Annotated in this window: 14 protein-coding genes; 7 read left to right on the forward strand and 7 right to left on the reverse strand. The window is 43.8% G+C overall.

Annotation, left to right across the window (positions count from 1 at the left end; all coding sequences use genetic code 11):
* The first annotated feature begins 323 nt into the window (after nucleotides 1–323).
* Nucleotides 324–1,010, forward strand: a complete 687-nt coding sequence (locus tag HFV01_RS08705) for a late competence development ComFB family protein (RefSeq protein ID WP_006624792.1) — start codon at nucleotides 324–326, stop codon at nucleotides 1,008–1,010.
* Nucleotides 1,011–1,136: 126 nt separating this feature from the next.
* On the opposite strand, the gene HFV01_RS08710 is transcribed toward HFV01_RS08705, so the two are convergent.
* Complete coding sequence (locus HFV01_RS08710) at nucleotides 1,137–2,084, reverse strand: calcium/sodium antiporter (RefSeq protein ID WP_193521009.1); 948 nt, start codon at nucleotides 2,082–2,084, stop codon at nucleotides 1,137–1,139.
* 304 nt (nucleotides 2,085–2,388) lie between these two features.
* Between HFV01_RS08710 and argS the strand changes: the two genes are divergently transcribed.
* Complete coding sequence (gene argS, locus HFV01_RS08715) at nucleotides 2,389–4,146, forward strand: arginine--tRNA ligase (RefSeq protein WP_150105289.1); 1,758 nt, start codon at nucleotides 2,389–2,391, stop codon at nucleotides 4,144–4,146.
* Between the two features lie 289 nt (nucleotides 4,147–4,435).
* Here the strand turns inward: argS and HFV01_RS08720 are convergent, their stop codons facing one another.
* The 3 genes from HFV01_RS08720 to HFV01_RS08730 form a co-directional block, all read right to left on the reverse strand.
* Nucleotides 4,436–4,939, reverse strand: a complete 504-nt coding sequence (locus tag HFV01_RS08720) for a hypothetical protein (protein ID WP_006624795.1) — start codon at nucleotides 4,937–4,939, stop codon at nucleotides 4,436–4,438.
* 92 nt (nucleotides 4,940–5,031) lie between these two features.
* Nucleotides 5,032–5,382: a YtxH domain-containing protein gene (locus HFV01_RS08725; protein WP_006624796.1), complete on the reverse strand. Its 351-nt coding sequence runs from the start codon at nucleotides 5,380–5,382 to the stop codon at nucleotides 5,032–5,034.
* A gap of 135 nt (nucleotides 5,383–5,517) precedes the next feature.
* Nucleotides 5,518–6,012, reverse strand: coding sequence for an IS200/IS605 family accessory protein TnpB-related protein (locus HFV01_RS08730; RefSeq protein WP_006624797.1), 495 nt, complete (start codon nucleotides 6,010–6,012; stop codon nucleotides 5,518–5,520).
* 73 nt (nucleotides 6,013–6,085) lie between these two features.
* On the opposite strand from HFV01_RS08730, the gene HFV01_RS08735 reads away from it, so the two are divergent.
* Nucleotides 6,086–6,962, forward strand: a protein-coding gene (locus HFV01_RS08735) for an IS630-like element ISAtsp1 family transposase (protein WP_193521010.1) whose coding sequence is annotated in 2 segments (ribosomal slippage) — nucleotides 6,086–6,415 and nucleotides 6,417–6,962 — 876 coding nt in all. Because the reading frame shifts where the segments join, the coding sequence is not laid out codon by codon here.
* Here HFV01_RS08735 and HFV01_RS30325 read toward each other — a convergent pair.
* The 3 genes from HFV01_RS30325 to HFV01_RS08745 form a co-directional block, all read right to left on the reverse strand.
* Nucleotides 6,946–7,500 carry a hypothetical protein gene (locus tag HFV01_RS30325; RefSeq protein ID WP_006668138.1) on the reverse strand — a complete coding sequence of 185 codons (555 nt, stop codon included), beginning with the start codon at nucleotides 7,498–7,500 and terminating at the stop codon, nucleotides 6,946–6,948. The genes HFV01_RS08735 and HFV01_RS30325 overlap by 17 nt on opposite strands.
* A 4-nt stretch (nucleotides 7,501–7,504) precedes the next feature.
* A complete protein-coding gene (locus tag HFV01_RS32295; protein ID WP_039932128.1) occupies nucleotides 7,505–7,819 on the reverse strand; it encodes a hypothetical protein in 315 nt (104 codons plus the stop codon).
* A gap of 1,022 nt (nucleotides 7,820–8,841) precedes the next feature.
* The gene (locus tag HFV01_RS08745) at nucleotides 8,842–9,150 is read right to left on the reverse strand and encodes a hypothetical protein (RefSeq protein ID WP_006624800.1); all 309 of its coding nucleotides are present in this window, start codon (nucleotides 9,148–9,150) and stop codon (nucleotides 8,842–8,844) included.
* Nucleotides 9,151–9,319: 169 nt separating this feature from the next.
* Here HFV01_RS08745 and HFV01_RS08750 point away from each other — a divergent pair, with 169 nt between their 5' ends.
* From HFV01_RS08750 to HFV01_RS08765, 4 genes are all read left to right on the forward strand, one after another.
* The gene (locus HFV01_RS08750; protein ID WP_006668139.1) at nucleotides 9,320–10,024 is read left to right on the forward strand and encodes a PDC sensor domain-containing protein; all 705 of its coding nucleotides are present in this window, start codon (nucleotides 9,320–9,322) and stop codon (nucleotides 10,022–10,024) included.
* A 394-nt stretch (nucleotides 10,025–10,418) separates the two neighbouring features.
* Nucleotides 10,419–10,844, forward strand: coding sequence for a histidine kinase dimerization/phospho-acceptor domain-containing protein (locus HFV01_RS08755; protein ID WP_157234541.1), 426 nt, complete (start codon nucleotides 10,419–10,421; stop codon nucleotides 10,842–10,844).
* A gap of 33 nt (nucleotides 10,845–10,877) precedes the next feature.
* A complete protein-coding gene (locus HFV01_RS08760) occupies nucleotides 10,878–12,110 on the forward strand; it encodes an ATP-binding protein (protein ID WP_006624804.1) in 1,233 nt (410 codons plus the stop codon).
* Nucleotides 12,107–13,966, forward strand: a complete 1,860-nt coding sequence (locus tag HFV01_RS08765; protein WP_193521011.1) for an EAL domain-containing response regulator — start codon at nucleotides 12,107–12,109, stop codon at nucleotides 13,964–13,966. Before HFV01_RS08760 ends, HFV01_RS08765 begins: the two co-directional genes overlap by 4 nt.
* Nucleotides 13,967–13,976: the final 10 nt, after the last annotated feature.

Here is a 13,976-nt window from a genome sequence, read left to right on the forward strand (position 1 = left end):
ACTAACTAGGTGTTAGTCAAATTTACTATCTATTATAAATCTACTGTCACGATAAATATCAGGACTAAAAGTACATCCCTCAAGGTGACTAGCCAGCTCATCAGATCATGGTCCTGTAACTTGTCCTCGCAGTCTTGGTGGGTGGTAATACCCATGATGGGCATAACCCCTTATTATATTGTTGTTCTTTACAAACCTCTGGGATTTATAAAATTTGCTCAAAATTGCGTAAATTTTTGATAAGGAGACAGAGAATATTGAGCCAATCCACAAGTAATATGCTACTGATTTAAATATAGAACTATTACTATATAATTCATGAAATGAATACTACTAACGATAACAAACCGCCACAATACCAAAATGTGATGGAGATTTGGGTAGATGAAGAAATTGATCGTCAGTTACAGCGTCTGTCACAGAATTTACTAAAGTATATTAGTCGGGTTGAAGTAGCAACCTATGCTCTTAACCGTCTGCCGCCGTTGTATGCGTCTTGTCAGGAGGGTAGAAACAAACAGGAGCAACGAGCGAAAACCTACAGGGGTAAAATCCAAGAAACGGTGCGTCAGGCGATCGCTGCTGTTCAGCGAGATCCAATTAGATTATCCACCCCGTTGATATCTCCCGAAGAAGTCCAGTACGAGCAAACTATCCGGGAACTAATAGATTTGTTACCGAAACAAACAGATGCTCGTAACAGTGCGATTAAACTGCTCAAGGATGCGATCGCACCATTAGCATCTCCCCCGACTTCTCCTACTCCTCCTCCCCCTCCGCCTCGGAGAACTGTAGCGGGTCGGAAAGTTCCCCGTGAACCGCTTCTGAGTCACCGAGATCAGATTCAAGAGCAGCTTAGAATTGCCAAAACGCTGAACGGTGATCCTTCTGAGTCATCGGGAACCGAGAAAACAGGCGATCGCAGTTGGCCACAGTCCCGCCAAACCACCGTCAGTCATCGAGAGCAAATCGAAGAACAGCTTAAACTGGCAAAAAAAAGCCAACTCTGATGATTCTGACGCAGCCAAATCAACTTGAGACTCCCTTCGCCTCTGTTAATCATCAGTAGGAGCGAAAAATCTCCCCCCTACTGATGACTGGCTATTGGTTGGGGGAGTTATTCTGCTGGGGACAGTTTATAACCAGCCAAAAATGTGACCAACAAACCAACCGTAAAGCACAAAAAATAGCAATCCTTCCCATTGTGTTACCTGTTTATCTTGGGTGACAAAGAAAAACAGTAAAGTCGCCGCCAGCATGACCGGAAGAGCATTAATTAAGATCTCATCAGGGATATCTAACGGTTTAATCAGTCCCGGCACTCCCATAACGATTAAGGAGTTAAAAATATTGGAGCCGACCACATTTCCGATCGCCACTTCTGCATTACCTTTTCGAGCGGCAGAAATAGTGACTACCAACTCCGGTAAAGATGTCCCTAAAGCCACTACAGTAACGGCAATAATCTCAGTTCCCAGATGGAAAATTTCTGAGAGTTTAATAATCGATTCAATGGTATAGTTAGCGCCGACAAAGATAAAAACCGCGCCCAAAATCACAATCGCCAAATTCACAATCACAAATCGAGTGGAGTTCACCTCCTCGTCAATTTGCTGGTCATTATCCTCTTGACCTTCTCGGATAATATAAACCAGATAAATCACAAATCCGATGAGACATAACAGAGCTTCTCCGGTGGTGAAAAAATCATCACTAATGGTAAAATAGAGCAAAATAGCGGAACCAACCAACATAGGTAGATCCACAGAAATCAGGTCATAATTAATCTTCATCGGACTACTGATAACGGCGGCAAACCCAACAATCAGAAAAATATTAGTAATATTAGAACCAATAACATTACTAGCTACAATTTCTGATGTATCTCGATAAACGGCTACCAGAGAAGAAACCAGTTCAGGAAGAGAGGTACCGATCGCCACAATGGTCACGCCCACAATAAAGGGACTCAAGCCGAAAAATAGCCCCAGTTTACTAGCTGATTCTGTAAAGGAATCCGAGGCATAGATGAGAACCGCCAGACTAACTGCAAAAATCCCTATCCAAATAAGTGCTTCTAACATTTTGACTGCCTGTTGTCCATCAAGTAAATAGTGAGCCCCAAGAGAGCGCGGTTTAATTTATTTTTATTTTATATGGCTTGTGTATATTTGGGTAAATATAGATTCTGTTCTGTGAAAAAACCGGGATTTAATAGTCCATAAATCCACATAACTAAACAACGAAGAGTTGACCTAATGCGATAAAATCAGCCAGTATAGATGTTGATCACCCTTGGGGATGGTCAAAGGGCCGATTTGTATATAATCGGCAAAAAATATCATGTTTTCTGTAATCCAACCACTGCGTAATCGGCAGCCGAAAATTATGTCTTCTCTAATCCAACAGATGCGATCGCGATTTGAAACAGCCCTAACTGATGCCTTTGGGGAAACCGTCAGCGGGACTGATCCATTAATAGTTAACAGCAGTAACCCCAAATTCGGGGATTATCAGTGCAACGTTGCCATGTCCCTAACCAAAAGGCTCAAAAGTAACCCTCGCCAGATAGCCAGCACCATTATAGAGCATCTTCAAATTGATGATATCTGCTCCCCTCCAGAAATTGCCGGACCTGGGTTTATCAATTTGCGCCTCAAATCAGAGTACCTAGAAACCCAACTTAATGCTAAATTAACTGACCCTCGGTTAGGAATCGCCCCGAATGGAAACCCACAAAACGTGATTGTAGACTTTTCTAGCCCCAATATTGCCAAAGAAATGCACGTTGGTCATTTGCGATCGACCATTATCGGGGACTGTATCGCCCGGATTTTAGAGTTTGAAGGTCATCAGGTGCTACGACTGAATCACGTTGGCGACTGGGGGACACAATTCGGGATGTTGATTACTTACCTACAGGAAAAATACCCCTCAGCCTTAACTACTGCTGACGTTTTAGATATTGGGGATTTAGTCGAGTTTTACCGTCAAGCCAAAAAGCGGTTTGATGAAGATGAAGAGTTTAAAGAAGCCTCTCGCGAGCAGGTAGTCCGTTTACAATCAGGAGCCGAGGATAGTCGCCGCGCCTGGGAATTGCTTTGTGATCAGTCTCGCCGGGAGTTTCAACAAATCTATGATCGCCTTGATATTAAACTCACCGAAAGGGGTGAATCATTTTATAATCCCATGTTGGCGGAAGTGGTGGCGGATTTGGAAGCATCTGGGTTATTGGTGGAAGACCAAGGCGCAAAATGCGTATTTTTAGAAGGATTTACCAATAAGGAAGGAGACCCCCTACCATTAATCGTGCAGAAGTCCAATGGCGGCTATAACTACGCTACTACGGATTTGGCCGCGGTGCGTCATCGGATTAACACGGAAGGTGCTACTCGTCTAATTTATGTCACTGATGCAGGTCAGGCTAATCATTTCGCCCAGGTGTGGCAGGTGGCCCGTCGGGTGGGGTGGATACCGGATGGGGTGGATGTGGTCCATGTTCCCTTTGGTCTCGTTAAGGGAGAGGATGGGAAAAAGCTAAAAACTCGGTCTGGGGAAACGGTCAGGCTGCGGGATCTTTTGGACGAAGCGGTTAAACGCGCTCAGGAGGATTTGGAAACTCGCCTACAGCAGGAAGGACGCGCAGAGTCTCCAGAATTTGTGCATCATGTGGCGGAGGTGGTTGGTATTGATGCGGTTAAATATGCTGATTTGAGTCAAAATCGCACCAGTGATTATATCTTTAGTTTTGATAAGATGCTGTCTCTACAGGGTAACACGGCTCCCTATATGTTATATGCCTATGTGCGGATTCAGGGGATTAGCCGTAAGGGGAGTATTGATTTTGAACAGGTGGGGGATAGGGCGAGTATTCATTTACAAGACCCTTCTGAGTTGACTTTGGCTAAACATTTACTACAATTACATGAGGTTATCGATACGGTAGCCCAAGAGTTGTTGCCGAATCGATTGTGTCAGTATCTGTTTGAATTGAGCCAGAAGTTTAATCAGTTTTACGATCGCTGTCCAGTTTTGAAAGCTGATGAATGCGATCGCGCTTCTCGTTTAGCTTTGTGTCACTTAACGGCTGAAACTTTGAGGCTGGGTCTATCCCTATTGGGGATTTCGGTATTAGATCGAATGTAAGGGCTTTGCCTAAACTTTACAAATTTTTGCATAAAGTTCACACAATATGCTTGTTTTTTGTGCTTCTATGGGTTATTATCTAACTTATAGAATCCGAAAAGACCTTTACCTAACTGGGAAAAACGGATAACTAGACTGACTATTAAATTGGGTGGTCTACTCGATATTTGACTGGACACTGATAGGGGACTTTTTTGAAAGTTCCCTTTTTTCATGGCTAGGGCTGGGAACTGTGGATATTCAATAATTATTACTGGTCAATTACTTAGATATTTACCATGGCTTTTTTTCAATCGTAGGGCTGTCGGGTTTCAGAATCATAGTCTTCATAGGAGGGTGGGTTTCCCCCTAATTGAAGTCGATCGCGATCGGATGGTAGTCTCTGGGAGGAGCGTTCTGGGGGTAAACTGGGTTGGTGGGAAGGGCGACCTTTACCCGTGAAGGTTCCCCAACCGACACGGATACCTGCGACAATACTCCCAGTCCCGATTTTTAGTTGTTTCGCTTGTTGTTTAGCGCTGCTAATACTGCGATCAACTTGTTTAACTACTTGGTTAGCACTTTGGACTCCTTCGGCTACATCATCTGTCAGATCGCTAATTTCCATCCCCGTTAGGCGAATAGCCTCTAGGGTGGGAGGAAATTCCCGCGACAGGGTATCAGCTAATTTTTCGACGCTGCGTGCTGCTCTCCCCAAGGCGAGTATCGCCGGGAGTGCTGCAATTAATAAGGCGGTCAGGCTGACTGCAACCAATAATAGGGACAGTCCTAGCCAAAAAATAGGATCAAGCACAACAATGGTAGGATTCGGCGATAACGGACAACACTATGATATCGAAACTGGCGATCGCTAGTGTCTCTTCGCTCCAAACACGATAACTATTTTTAGCGGCGATCGCTTTTCGTCTCCTGGGGTTCAGCCAAATTCTGATTCTCAAGTTCCGATAGAGTCTGACGTTCCATCTGACTCGCTTCTAGTCCGGCGGCGATCGCTTCTTTTAGTCGCACTAGCGTATCATCCCAACTACGCAAAGCTGATGCTGACATTCGTTCAGCTTGATTTTGCACTGTGGTTGATACATCTTCCGCTAACTCCGGGAGAGTCGCCGCCGATTTTTGTAATAGTTTTCGAGTCTCGCGACCAGACCGCGGCGCAATCAGTAGACCGACTACTGTACCAAGGGCAGACCCAATCACTAGACCGCTAACAAATAATCCAGAACGGTTTTTTGACATATTTTCTGATCAATATCTGTACATATAATTTTAGGCAATCTGATGAAGCTCACCCCACCTGCCCAAGGCAGGTGGGGGTGTCGGTGCTAACCTGGAACCGTGCTAGTCCACAGGTCACACAAACAAGCCCAGCTTCTAGGCGATCGCCCTCGAACTTTGGCTCGAGGGCTCCTCACTGTCCTTTCGGCGAGTGAGCTGAAGAATACCTCGTGCAGCAATATTGAGCGCCCCATTGAGGTCGGCATTGTATCGCTTGCCCGAGGAAAATTTAGCCAGGGCATAGTTTTGGCCGTCCCGCCCTTTCGACTCCACTGCCGTCATAAGCCAGCTTTTAGGTGGAGCTACGACATCAATGACCTTACCGCCTATCTCTTGCCACTTCATCTCCGTCAAATCTCGAATCATCCTTTTGAGCCATCCATGAAAGCGTTGGCGAAGTAAGGAGCGTTTTCGCCCCCCCTTAGCCTTCCATCCTTTCAGGTTCTCAAAGACAATAGCATCGGCATTGAACTGTTGGGCAATCTGCACGATGCGCTTCGAGACAATTTGCCCAATTTGACGGTTGATATTACGGCATTTGCGGTAGGTATGAGAGCAGAAGCCTTTCTGGAGACTTCCACCTAGCCCCATCGTCTTACTATAGCACAAGACAGAACACTTAGGACGTATAATGGAGAGGACGAGATGACTAAGAAGACCAAAAATGCCAGCCCCCTATAGTTACGACCTCAGACAAAAAGTTATTGATGCCATTGAACTAGACGGTATGCCCAAAACAGAAGCCAGTCAAGTTTTCCATGTTAGCAGGAACACCATTAATCTCTGGCTGCAAAGAAAAGCACAGACCGGAGACTTCCTCCCTAAACCTCATCACCGACCTGGCAATAACCACAAAATTACCGACTGGCAAAAATTCAAGGCTTTTGCCCAAGAGCATGGCGACAAAACAGCAGCTCAAATGGCTGAACTTTGGGATGACGACATCTCTCCTCGCACCATATCCAGAGCCTTGAAGAAAATTGGCTTCACCAGAAAAAAAAACTTACGGCTACCAAGAACGTGATGAGCAACAGCGAGAGGAGTTTATGGCTCAGATTGAACATATGGAGCCGGAAGAAGTGGTCTACCTCGATGAAGCCGGCATGAATAGTCAGGACTCGGATTACCCTTATGGTTACTGCGAGGAAGGAAAACGCTTCCATGCACTCAAATCAGGGAAGAGGCAGGGCAGGGTAAGTATGATAGCCGCATGGTGTCATCAACAACTCTTAGCTCCCTTTAGCTTTGAGGGTTGTTGTCATCGGACAGTGTTTGAGTTGTGGTTGGAGTTCATCTTAATTCCAACATTGAAGCCAGGTCAGACTCTAGTATTGGACAATGCAACGTTTCATAAAGGGGGACGGATTGCTGAACTGGTGGAGGCAGCTCAATGCCGTTTACTCTATCTACCACCTTATTCGCCAGACCTCAACAAGATAGAGAAATGTTGGTCGTGGCTGAAAGCCCGTATTCGCCACTGCATTGAGCAGTTTGATTCTCTCCATGATGCCATGGATTCCGTTCTCAAAGCTGCGTCCTAACCACCTTGACTAATGCTATAGCTCGTTTAGATACTGATTTCAGCCGCTTATCCCGACGGTCGCCGTTCCGCTGGACGCAGGTTCCAGCGGCTGCGGCGACTTCGTCTATGTCTCTGGCCGGATGAATAAACTCCCGATGGATTACAGTGCCGTCAAAATTCACGACTGCCACAGTAGCGGTGGTGTTGATACCCAGGTCAACACTTACAACTCGACCCTCTCCCTCCCGTTGAGGTGGATGACACTCAAATGGAACTGAGAGATGACAGGCTTTTTTCTGCTCATTGAAGATAAGGGACGGTGACAGCAGCTTGTTACTATCTACGGTATGCCGTTCTCGTAGGCTGGTTATCTCAATGGTAGTCCAGACCCAATCAGTTCCGTTAAATACCTTGATGTCGATGCGGTCATAGCCATGGAGTTTATAGCACTGACCCTTATACAGGGTCGGATAACAGCCACTGTTGGGATTGAGGACGGGAGGTTTGGCATCCCGACGTTGACGAGTTCCCGATTGCCATTCCCGATATCGGGTCATGTAGCTACTGACTTGGCCAGAGCGCGAAGACGATGGCAGCCCTTCGGTAGTAGCTGGGGAACTTGTAAAAGGTCTGGTCAAATTGCCGGTATTTGGGGTTAGGGTTCTTGGCGGTTTGGTGAATCAGTTTCTCAACGGCTAGAACCCGTTTTTGACTCGATAACCCTCCGATAGACGGCCAATGGGTTAAGAGAATTCCCATCAAATGCCGACAGACACCTAGGGAGACCTCAACCGTTTGGCTCAGAAGCACTCGCGCTGCTGCTGTCGGGTTAAGATTCCATCGGTCTGTACGGATGATTGATGTGGTTTGTGCCATAACGGTATGATAACCCAAGGTTTGTCAGATCGGCGGCTCCTTGACCCCCACCTGCCGTTCGGCGAGGTGGGGGAATGCATCGCTATTTTTGTTCGTGCGAGACGTTTAGGAGTGAAATAGGGCTGCAATGCCTGAAATAACTTCCTAGTGGGACTTTCACACCTTGGTGAAATATAAGGGACTCGTACCCTGACCATCCCATAACTGTTTATATGTCCCAACGCTTGGAGAAATCTAAGCAAGGCAGGGAACTCAAGGTCAATCCCATTTTAAGAAATCGCAATATACCGTCCAAGTATACCTAGGAGGAGTATTAAACCCACTTGGGGCGATTATGGGATAGAGTAACGGCGATAGCCACCCCCAATTTGAGGATTCACACTCCTAGGGTTGAAGCGGGGAACGGAAGGCGTAATAGGGGAACCTACCTCTCACTCGACCACTGCCAACCATCCATGACTAAGGAAATCTGAATGTTCCGACTTGAACCATCGTCAATAGTAAGTAGCGAAATAGGTTGATACGCTGCACTCAAAAGAGTAAGGAGAAAAGTAGGAGTCTGAGCACGCTACCTACACAGACCTTTTTAAGTAACCCGGTGGATAGGACAAGTCTAAAGATGGAATGCCCGTATAAACGGAACGTTTAAACCCCTTTTAGGCTCTCAGTAGTGTTGTGTCTATTGAGTAGTCAAAAGTGTAAGCGTATACCTTTAAGGGGAAAGGATGTGACTGAAAGCTAATGCCTAACTGTAATGGTTAGGATATGCCCACTAGTCACGGTGTGGATATAGAGACTGCGGTAAGTAGGAGTCCTACGGCGAAAGCGAGTTTAAAGACTACGTATGTCATATAGCTCTGAAAGTTGAAGTCATAAAGCGGGGGGTTGTAGTCCCGTTCCTACTGACAATAGGGTATTCACATTAGGAGCCGTGTGATGTGAAAGTATCAAGCACGGTTTGGAATTGGAGTTGGCGAAGGTGACTTCCCTTTCGACCATAACAACGAAAGAAAATTTAGATACTACTGAGCAGGTCTCCTCCGTCGTTGCCACCGCCACAGGCTTAGGCCCAAATTTACCAGGGTTAATATTTTCTGAAGCTGTTGGATTTGGACCTCAAGACGCGAATATCGCTGTTTCAGATTAGAACTGACGACCTGTTGCTTTTCAAAAACATGGGTCGTCTGTTGCAGAACCGTATTTACCCGTCGGTCTAGTAAAAGTATCCGGCGTTCTAGGCGTTCTAGTCTATAATGAAGTCTCCAAGTCCGTCTGGCCAAAGAAAAACAGCCTATGGCAATGGTGACATTCATTAAAACAACAATCCACATTTTTCTGGTTCAGTTACATACCAGACATTATACAAGATTACTTGTTGAATTTAAACCATTTCCGGTGAATTTTGATACAATAGCAGTAGTCAAGCATCCTTAGTATTTATTCCTAGTTTTAAGTTGACTTGATGCCTGAGCAGAGCCGCAGCAGTTAACCTGCTTGGTCATGAGCATTGGTATTTGGGGAGAACCATTCAAAGTGTTCCGTAATTTTTTTGACCATTTGCCACTACAGTTTTTTCTGATTGTTCCTTTTGTCACTCAGATTTTTGTCGCTGTTGGCTTAACTGGGTGGCTGTCCTGGAGTAATGGCGATCAAGCTGTTAATGAAGCCGTCAATCAGCTTCAGGATGAAATTACTAATCGGATTGAGGATCAACTTGATCAGTTCTTGATGACTCCGAATTTGATTAATCAACTTAATCGCGATCAGGTATTATCCAATAACTTGGATTGGCAAGATGGTCAACAAATGCAAAAATTGTTTAGGAGCCAATTAGAGCATTTTGATTTAATTGACTCGATTTTTTGGGGCAGTGACACTGGTGAATTTGTCGGGTTGGCACGCATTGACGGTAAACAACCTCACTTAATGATTGCCGGAGAAAAAACTAATGGCAACATTCAATTTTTTAGCTTGGATGAATCAGGAAATCCTCTGGTAATGGTCAATGAAAAACCTGATTTTCCGGTGAAAAGTCGGACATGGTATCAGGCGGCGATCGCCTCTGGGCATGGGGTGTGGGGGGATATTTTTTCCTATCATGCCTATCCGAAAATGGCTTTAGCTGCTAGTGTAGCCGTGAGGAATCCTCAAGGGCAAATAAATAATTGGGGTATTTGTCAGCAACTTTTTTTTGGACAAAATTAGTGATTTTTTGCAATCGTTAGATGTTTGTAATTATAGTAGAATTTTGATTGTAGAAAGGTCTGGATTAGTGGTAGCTAGTTCTACAATGGCACAGCCATTTCATATTTAAAATAAACAAGCATCCCGAATATATATTGATTCTAGCCAAGATAATTTAAGCCGAGAAGTTTATAGTTTTTTAATTGGTAATTGTGGTAGTTTATTTAATATTAATTAAAGTTTTAACAAAAGGTTAATAATACATCAGGATCGCTACTTTTTACATGTTTTACCATATCAGGATAATCTAGGTTTAGATTTGTTAATTGTCGTGGTAATTCCTGAGTCGAATTTTATGGAGAGGATTCACAGTAACGCTCGTTAAACGTTGTTGTTATGTTTATTAACTTTAATTGTGGCAATTTTCCTTGGTGTTTACACTTCCCGTTGGGTCGCAGAACCGATTTTACAATTGATTAAAGCTAGTGAAGCGATCGCCAATGGAGAATTCAACCATCGAGTCGATATTAAAAAAATCAGAGAGGTCAAGAAATTATCCCAAACTTTTAACCAGATGAGCAGCCAGCTACAAGAATTATTTGAAACCCTAGAAATTCGTGTCGAACAACGGACAGCAGAACTCCGAAAAGCCAAGGAAAACGCCGAAGTTGCCAATCAAGCTAAGAGCCAATTTTTGGCTCACATGAGCCACGAACTGCGAACCCCATTAAATGCAATTCTTGGTTTTACTCAACTGATGCTGCGCCAAATTAGCTTAGAAAATAACCATAACCCGAATAATTTTAGAGAGCATCTGTGCATTATTCAACGCAGTGGGTAACATCTGCTGCAACTAATTAATGATGTCTTAGATATGTCGAAAATTGAGGCTGGTCAAATCTCCCTTAATCAGAATAACTTTGACCTGTGGAGTTTACTAGATTCTTTAGAGGAGATGTTCTCTATCAGAGCCGCAGCGGAGGGATTAAAATTAATTTTTGTGCGATCGCAGACTCTCCCCCATTATATCAAAACTGATGAAAGGAAACTGCGACAAGTGCTAATTAACTTAATCGGAAATGCCGTGAAGTTTACGGAAAGTGGCTCTGTGACTCTCCACAGCGAAGTTATTGACCCACCTAGCCAAATTGATAACCAACAGGAAGCGGAGATGGTTTTACAGTTCACAGTAGAAGACACCGGACCCGGTATTGCACCCGAAGATATAGACCAGCTTTTTGAGCCATTTATACAGACGGAAACTGGCCGAAAATATCAGCAAGGAACTGGCTTAGGTTTACCGATTAGTCAGGAATTTTTCCAGTTAATGGGGGGTGATATTTCCGTATCTAGTACACGAGGGGTCGGTAGTGTGTTTAAATTTAATATCAAGGTAAATTTAGGATACCCAGAAGAAATATCAAGCAGTCAACTCCTGGCTCAAAAGATTGTTTCCTTGGCTCCGAATCAACCGAAATATCGGATTTTGGTGGTCGATGACCGCGAAAGTAACCAACAGCTTTTGGTTAAATTCCTCATTCCTGTAGGGTTTGAGGTACTGGAAGCTGAAAACGGCCAAGAAGCGATCGCCATCTGGAATCAATGGGAACCTCATCTAATTTGGATGGATATGCGAATGCCAGTTATGGACGGCTACGAAGCCACTAAACGAATTAAATCCCATTTAAAGGGTCAAGCCACCGTGATTATTGCTCTCACCGCCAGCGCCTTTGAGGAAGAACGTGAAGTTGTCCTCTCCGCTGGATGTGATGATTTTGTCCGCAAACCTTTTGAAGAACAGATTTTGTTTGAGAAAATGGCTAAACATCTAGGTGTTCGCTATATTTATGAAAAACAGATAAGCTCTCAACCTACGCGTGTGGTTCAACATCAGCCCTTAGAGGCGAATTGTTTGATGGTGATGCCAACAGACTGGGTTGTGCAACTTCACCAGGCAGCTACTGAATTAGATGATAAGCTAGTTCTACAACTTCTTGAAGAGATTTCCGAAGACCAACTGGCATTGAAGCAGAGTTTAATTGATTTGGTTGAAAGGGTGCGGTTTGATATGATTCTTAGTTTGACCCAATCGGCATTGAAGTTATGAAATCTGATGAGGTGAATATTATTCCTGGTCATATATTAATAGTTGATGACTTTCTGGAAACCCTTAATCTTTTGACAAATTTGTTAGAAGAACGCGGTCATCAAGTCCGGCGTGCAATTAGCGGGGAAATGGTACTAATGGGAGCAAAAGCTAGTCCTCCAGACTTGATTTTGCTGGATATTAATATGCCGGGAATCAGTGGCTATGATGTTTGTAAACAACTGCAATCTGAACCAAACACACGGGGAATCCCGGTAATTTTTATTAGTGCTTTTAATGAGGTTTTTGATAAGGTTCAAGCCTTTGAGGTCGGCGGGGTTGATTATATTACTAAACCCTTTCATATTGAGGAGGTTATTGCTCGCATTGAAAATCAGATTGCTCTCAAACAGGCTCAGAAGCAAATTCAGCGCCTTAATTCTGAACTGGAACAGCGGGTTCTACAACGAACTGAAGAACTAGAGTCCGCTAATGAAGAGTTAAAAAAAATGAATAGTCTTTTAGAGAGGGAGATTCTTCATCACCAACAAACACAAAGTAAGCTGCTACACATGGCTTCCCATGATGCACTAACGGGTTTACCTAATCGTGTGTTTTTTATGGATAAATTGATGCAAGCGATATCCCAAACTAAACAAAATCCAGATTATCGCTTTGCGGTGTTATTTTTGGATTGCGATCGCTTTAAGGTCGTTAATGATTCCCTCGGACATTTAACTGGCGATCGCCTTTTAATTTCCTTAGCCAGAAGGTTGCAATTAACCTTAAAAATGTCTCCCACTAATTTGGCGAGATTTGGAGGAGATGAATTTACAATTTTACTGGAAAATATTGAGAGTCCCCAAGCCGTTACCAATATTGCTAAACGCCTACAAAAAGCCTTAACTTGGCCGTTTCAACTAGATGATCAAGACTTGTTTTTAGAGGCTAGTATTGGTATTGTTATCGGTACATCAGAATACACAGAACCCGAACAAATCTTGCGGGATGCTGATATTGCTATGTATAAGGCAAAAAGTCAAGGTCGCGGCTGCTATCGGGTTTTTGATGGCACAATGCACGATGATGCTCATCGCAGATTTCAACTAGAAAATGAACTGCGATTAGCAATAGAAAATAATCACTTTGTCCTCAACTATCAGCCTATTATTGAACTCGCAGATGGCTCCGTCATAGGCTTTGAGGCCCTTTTGCGTTGGCATCATCCCGAACATGGCATAATTTCCCCCGCCGAATTTATTCCCATAGCTGAAGATACTGGGTTAATTATTCCTATTGGTTTATGGGTTTTAGACCAGGCGGTTAAACAGTTAAATGAGTGGCAAAAAAAAGGGTTAATTACTCACGGGTTTCGGATGAGTGTTAATTTGTCAGTTAAGCAGTTTACTCAGCCTTATTTGATTGAAGAAATCGACCGTATTCTGGTTAAAAATAACTTTCAAAGTTGTTACCTAAAGCTGGAAATAACCGAAACGGCGATCGTCGAAAATCCCGAAGCTGCTAGACAACTTTTACAACAGCTTACTCATCGCAATATCCATTTGAGTTTGGATGACTTTGGCACCGGTTATTCCTCCCTAAGTTATTTACATAGGTTTCCCGTTAACACTTTAAAAATTGACCGTTCATTTATTACTTGTATTGGCACACCTAACGAAAACCTACAAATTGTTGATGCCATTATCACCCTCGCTCATCAATTGCAAATTAGCGTAGTTGCGGAAGGTATAGAAACCGCCGAACAACTCGCTAAACTTCGCAGTTTAGGCTGTGACCAAGGACAAGGTTACTATTTTTCTAAGCCAGTGGAAAGCATCATTGCTGAGAACTTGCTCAAACAGAGAATCTTATGTTAAACTTGAAACA

This window comes from Limnospira fusiformis SAG 85.79, assembly GCF_012516315.1.
In the GTDB taxonomy this organism is placed as follows: Bacteria; Cyanobacteriota; Cyanobacteriia; order Cyanobacteriales; family Microcoleaceae; genus Limnospira; species Limnospira fusiformis.